The organism is Prevotella sp. MGM2 (assembly GCF_002933955.1).
In the GTDB taxonomy this organism is placed as follows: Bacteria; Bacteroidota; Bacteroidia; order Bacteroidales; family Bacteroidaceae; genus Alloprevotella.
In genome coordinates this window covers 1-5,949 of record NZ_BEWW01000244.1, presented here as the reverse complement: position 1 = coordinate 5,949, position 5,949 = coordinate 1, and the positions used below count along the sequence as shown (strand labels likewise).

At 44.2% G+C, this 5,949-nt stretch carries 4 protein-coding genes; all 4 read left to right on the top strand.

Annotated elements, in window-relative coordinates:
- Positions 1-392 precede the first annotated feature (392 nt).
- The 4 genes from C5S62_RS06245 (at position 393) to C5S62_RS06225 (ending at position 5,719) form a co-directional block, all read left to right on the top strand.
- Entirely contained in the window at positions 393-1,367 is a 975-nt protein-coding gene (locus tag C5S62_RS06245; protein ID WP_104404542.1) for a PhoH family protein, read from the top strand.
- 81 nt (positions 1,368-1,448) lie between these two features.
- Positions 1,449-2,390: a phosphoribosylaminoimidazolesuccinocarboxamide synthase gene (locus C5S62_RS06240; protein ID WP_104404541.1), complete on the top strand. Its 942-nt coding sequence runs from the start codon at positions 1,449-1,451 to the stop codon at positions 2,388-2,390.
- A 318-nt stretch (positions 2,391-2,708) separates the two neighbouring features.
- Complete coding sequence (gene uvrB, locus C5S62_RS06230) at positions 2,709-4,745, top strand: excinuclease ABC subunit UvrB (RefSeq protein ID WP_104404539.1); 2,037 nt, start codon at positions 2,709-2,711, stop codon at positions 4,743-4,745.
- On the top strand, positions 4,742-5,719 hold the full coding sequence (locus C5S62_RS06225) for a transporter (protein ID WP_104404538.1): 978 nt from the start codon (positions 4,742-4,744) through the stop codon (positions 5,717-5,719). Before uvrB ends, C5S62_RS06225 begins: the two co-directional genes overlap by 4 nt.
- Positions 5,720-5,949 lie beyond the last annotated feature (230 nt).

Sequence of the window (5,949 nt, the reverse complement as noted above, 5' to 3'; positions counted from 1 at the left end):
TAACATTTCAGCTCTCGAATTTTAACAAATGCACCGGAATTTCGGCTTGACCCCGTATTATCTTTTTGGGGCTTAGCTTGTATCTTACGCGGGGGGCTTGGAGTGTATTCATTATGGAGGTGACAGATGTGGGCGGGTTGTTGTGTGAAAGATGGGAGAATATCTCCGTTGGGATGTTCATCTTTGTTATTCAGTTACAAAAGTACAAAAAAACGGGTTATTTCTCATACGGATTCATTAAATTTGCAGATAGTTTGGAATGCGGGCGTCCGGTGGCAGGCACGGCTTATGTTTTTGTGCCCGGCCCGTCCGGATAGTCGTGGCATCGTACTGTCAGGTTGTGATTTTGCCGTCAGACGGTATTTAAAAGTTGCTGTCATTCATCAGGAAACATGATAGAGAAACATTTTGTACTTGAGGAAGCTGATCCTGTGGCGTTTTTTGGCGTGAATAATGCCAATTTGCGTTTGTTGCGTGCACTTTGCCCGAAGTTGCGTGTCATAGGCCGTGACAATGTGGTCAAGGTGATGGGAGGCGAGGAGGATATGGCTGATTTTGAAGACACTTTCAAGGCTTTGGAGGAACATTGTGTCCGGTATAATCAATTGTCGGAAGAAGAGGTTCTTGATATAGTGAAGCGGCGTGTGCCTAATCGTGAGTTTTCCGGAGATGTGATTGTTTACAGTACTGGTGGCAAACCTATTACGGCACGTACGGAAAATCAGAAAAAACTGGTGGAGGCGTATGAGGGCAACGACATGCTGTTTGCCATAGGCCCTGCCGGTTCCGGTAAAACGTATACAGCGATAGCTTTGGCTGTTCGTGCACTGAAAAATAAGGAAATCAAAAAAATCATTTTGAGCCGTCCGGCTGTGGAGGCTGGAGAGAAACTGGGCTTTTTGCCCGGTGATATGAAAGACAAGATAGATCCTTATCTTCAACCGTTGTATGATGCCCTGCAGGAAATGATTCCGCCTGCAAAGTTGCAGGAATATATGAGTACGAACGTTATACAGATCGCGCCTTTGGCTTTTATGCGCGGGCGTACTCTTAATGATGCTGTTGTGATTCTTGACGAGGCTCAGAATACAACAACGGCGCAGATTAAAATGTTTCTCACCAGAATGGGATGGAACACCAAGATGATCATTACAGGTGACGGCACGCAAATAGATTTGCCTGCTTCACAGAAAAGCGGGCTGACGGAGGCTATCCGCATTTTGAAGAATGTTTCCGGCATTGCTTTCATTACTATGGATAAGAGGGATATTGTGCGCCATAAACTTGTGACGCGGATTGTCGAGGCTTATGAAAGCGATGCGGAGAGAATGAAAGAGAGAAAGGAGAAGGATTCTGATAACTGTTGACACCTTCCATAGATGGCAAGGCTTGAGTCTGTAACAGTTTTGAGGCTTAAATATACAATATCAATAAAGACATATAATAAAATGAGTGCTTTAACAAAAACCGATTTTGAGTTTCCCGGGCAGCAGGGGGTATATCACGGTAAAGTCCGTGACGTTTATAATTTGGGCGATAAGCTCGTGATGGTCGCTACCGACCGCATTTCGGCTTTCGATGTGGTTTTGCCTAAAGGTATTCCTTTTAAGGGCCAGGTGCTTAATCAAATCGCCGCAAAATTCTTGGATGCGACGGCTGATATTTGTCCTAACTGGAAATTGGCTACTCCTGATCCAATGGTTACAGTAGGAGTGATGTGTGAAGGCTTTGCCGTAGAAATGATAGTACGAGGCTATCTTTGTGGCAGTGCCTGGCGTGCCTATAAAAGTGGTGTACGTGAAATTTGCGGCGTGAAGTTGCCTGAGGGCATGAAGGAGAATCAGAAATTTCCAGAACCGATTGTGACGCCGACAACTAAGGCTGAGATAGGCGAACATGATCAAGATATCTCGAAAGAGGAAATTCTGGCACGTGGTCTGGCTACCCCCGAAGAATATGAGATACTGGAAAAATATACTTTGGCTCTGTTTAAGCGTGGTACGGAAATTGCGGCCAAGCGCGGACTGATTCTCGTTGACACGAAGTATGAATTTGGCAAGCATGAGGGTAAGATCTATTTGATGGATGAAATTCATACACCGGACTCTTCACGTTACTTCTATAGTGAAGGTTACACTGACCGTTTTGAAAAAGGTGAGCCGCAGAAACAATTGTCGAAGGAATTTGTGCGCGAATGGCTGATGGATAATGGTTTCCAAGGTAAGGAGGGACAGACAGTACCAGAAATGACGCCTGAGGTGGTGAAAAGTATTTCGGAGCGCTATGTTGAACTTTACGAACACATTACCGGTGAAAAGTTTGTGGCGGAAGCTGATGTGGATGTAATGGCCCGCATAGAGAAAAATGTGACGGATTATTTGATTAAATAAACTTTGATATTCGTTTTATAATGAACAGGAATCATCCTAGCCAAAGATGATTCCTGTTCATTATAATATAGGTACATGTAATAGCTATAATGATTCAATACGGTGAATTGGCTTACTGACAGTAGGCTATAGTTACTAGGCAATTTCTGTATGTAAGGGGGTGTGCCTTTCTGAAGAAAATGGTAGTGGCTCATGTTTTTGACAGTAGGTGTAAGATTATGGGCGTATTGGGAAACTATTTGTTTTTGGGCTGAAAATATTGTATCTTTGCCCGATAAAATCGCAGATAGAAGAAGCCATAAACAGACGGAGTTGTTCATGAAACATTTTGAATTACATTCACAATACAAACCGACAGGTGACCAACCGGAAGCAATTCGACAACTCACCGAAGGCGCTTTAGCCGGCGCGCCGGCTCAAACACTTTTGGGAGTAACAGGATCGGGAAAAACATTTACCGTAGCCAATGTCATTGCCAATCTCAACAAACCGACCTTGGTCTTAAGCCATAACAAAACTTTGGCCGCACAGCTCTATTCAGAGTTTAAGAGTTTTTTTCCTGACAATGCTGTGGAATATTATGTTTCTTATTATGACTATTATCAGCCGGAAGCCTATATCGCTTCTACCGATACTTATATCGAAAAAGACCTTGTCATTAATGAAGAAATAGACAAGCTGCGCCTTGCCGCCACTTCTTCATTACTTTCCGGCCGCAATGACGTTATTGTTGTTTCTTCCGTGTCCTGTATTTATGGTATGGGCAATCCGGCTGCATTTTATGAAAATGTAATAGATTTGAAAACAGGTCGGCGAATGGCTCTCAATGCCTTGTTGCGCAAACTTGTGGACAGTTTGTACACTCGCAACGACATAGCGCCTAAAGCCGGTAACTTTCGTGTAAAGGGAGATACTGTTGATGTTTATTTGGCCTATTCCGAAGAACTCATAAGAATAACCTTTTGGGATGATGAAATTGACGGAATTGAGGAGGTAGATGCCGTAAGTGGCATGCGTATGGCTACTTTTGATGAATACAAAATATATCCCGCCAATCTTTTTCTCACATCAAAGGAGACTCAGGAACTGGCCATACGTAAAATACAAGATGACCTGGTGGAGCAAGTGGAACTGTTGCAATCGCAAGGAAAATCTCTGGAAGCCAAGCGGCTTAACGAACGTGTCAGCTATGATATTGAAATGATACGCGAGCTGGGGCACTGTTCGGGAATCGAAAATTACTCCCGCTACTTTGACGGACGCGCTCCCGGTTCCCGCCCCTACTGTCTGTTGGATTTTTTTCCGGAAGATTTCCTCATTGTTATTGATGAGAGCCATGTCAGTGTACCGCAGATCAGCGCTATGTACGGTGGTGATCGTTCGCGCAAAGAGTCGCTTGTCAACTATGGATTCCGATTGCCTGCAGCGCTTGACAACCGCCCGTTGACCTTTGATGAATTTCATGAAATGGCCAAACAGGTGATCTACATCAGTGCTACTCCTGCTGATTATGAACTGGCCGAGAGTGAAGGTGTCGTTGTGGAACAGATCATCCGTCCGACAGGCCTTCTTGACCCCCCCATTGAAGTACGACCGGCTGATTTTCCGATTGACGACTTAATGGAGGAAATCCGCAAGTGTATCGAACGGGATGAACGGACACTCGTTACGACATTGACCAAGCGCATGGCTGAAGAGTTAACAGCTTACTTGATAAAAAACGGGGTGAGAACGGCTTATATTCACAGTGACGTGGACACGCTGGAACGTGTACAAATTATGGAAGATTTGCGAAGAGGAATATACAGTGTACTTGTCGGTGTCAATCTCTTGCGTGAAGGACTGGATTTGCCAGAAGTTGCTTTGGTCGCTATTCTTGATGCCGATAAAGAAGGCTTCCTGCGTTCACATCGTTCCCTGACACAAACCGCAGGCCGTGCCGCACGTAATGTCAACGGCCGTGTTATCATGTATGCCAATAAAATCACACCATCCATGCAACAGACCATTGACGAGACGGAACGCCGGCGCATGAAGCAGTTGAGCTATAACGAGATGAACGGCATAACGCCTAAGCAGGTATGTAAATCTACAGATGGCAACGAACTGACACAACTGAAAAAGAATTCCGAATCCCGCAAACAGTTTACCATTACCGGGGAATGGCCGGTATTACAGGCGGCTGAGGCTGCACCGCAATACGGCAAGGCTGCAGATCGAGAGACATCGGAACAGCGCATCGAAAGTCTGCGCCAACAAATGAAAGAAGCCGCCGCACGCCTTGATTTTGTATTGGCCGCCCAGTTACGCGATGAAATGTTGTTGCTGGAAAAACAAAAAAATAGTATGAAATGAAATCCCTTTTTCTCTTTCTCAAAAATTGGACTTTGCCTATAGCAATGACCTGCGGTATCATGGGATATTTTATCTATACAGGCATACCTGCCTTATTGCCGACACGAATGTTTGTGCACAATGCTGTAGCTTTCATACAGCCGGCACTTATATTCTCCATGCTTTTCATCACGTTCTGTAAGGTTGACCCTCATCATTTGCGCTTACGCCGTTGGCATGGTTGGCTGTTACTTATACAGACAACAGTGTTTTCCCTTCTATCCCTTATCCTCATTGTTCTATCCCAACATCTGTCCGCAGGCTCTATAGCCATTGTTGAAGGAGCCATGCTTTGTTTCATTTGTCCAACGGCTACAGCTGGAGCTGTTGTTACAGCTCGGCTGGGTGGTGATGCTGCCGGACTTACTACCTATACGATATTCATAAATATAGCCGCTGCTGTCATCGTTCCTCTTTTTCTCCCTCTTATACACCCTCATCCTGAATTGGATTTTCTCAACTCCTTTTCTCTCATTGTCGGAAAAGTTTTTCCCATGCTTATTTGTCCTTTTTTTGCTGCAATGCTGATACGAAGACTATTTCCGCGCATCCACAATATCATCTTGAAATGCAAGGATCTGGCTTTTTATCTGTGGGCCATAGCCCTTTCAGTTGCGATAGCCATAACAGTCAGAAGTATAGTCCACACCAATGTATCTTTAATCAATCAGATCGGTATAGCCTTCGTCAGTTTGATAAGTTGCGTTATTCAATTCCGGATAGGACGATATTTCGGCAAGCGCTATGGATGCCCAATAAGTGCCGGTCAGAGTCTTGGGCAAAAGAATACTGTTTTTGCCATTTGGATGGGATATACCTTCCTGACTCCTGTCAGTGCTATTGCAGGAGGTTTTTATAGCGTGTGGCATAACATTTTCAATTCATGGCAACTTTATGAGAAACGGAAAAAAGAAGCGTATCTCAGTGAGCGGTAATGTCAGTTGCTTTTTGAGGTAGACGGTAATTTATTGTTTGGGTCCTGTCAGGAAGAAATTTTTATTTTTTGTGGTCTTTTTTCTGTCAAGAGCGAGTTTGGTTGCTGGATATAATGGCTCTATTAATTATAAGATGCAACCGGTAGAATGAAAGATAGGGAAAATTAGGGGAAAAACAGGGTCAAGCCGAAAACACGGTGCATGAATTTTGAGAAAAGTGTTAAATTTGT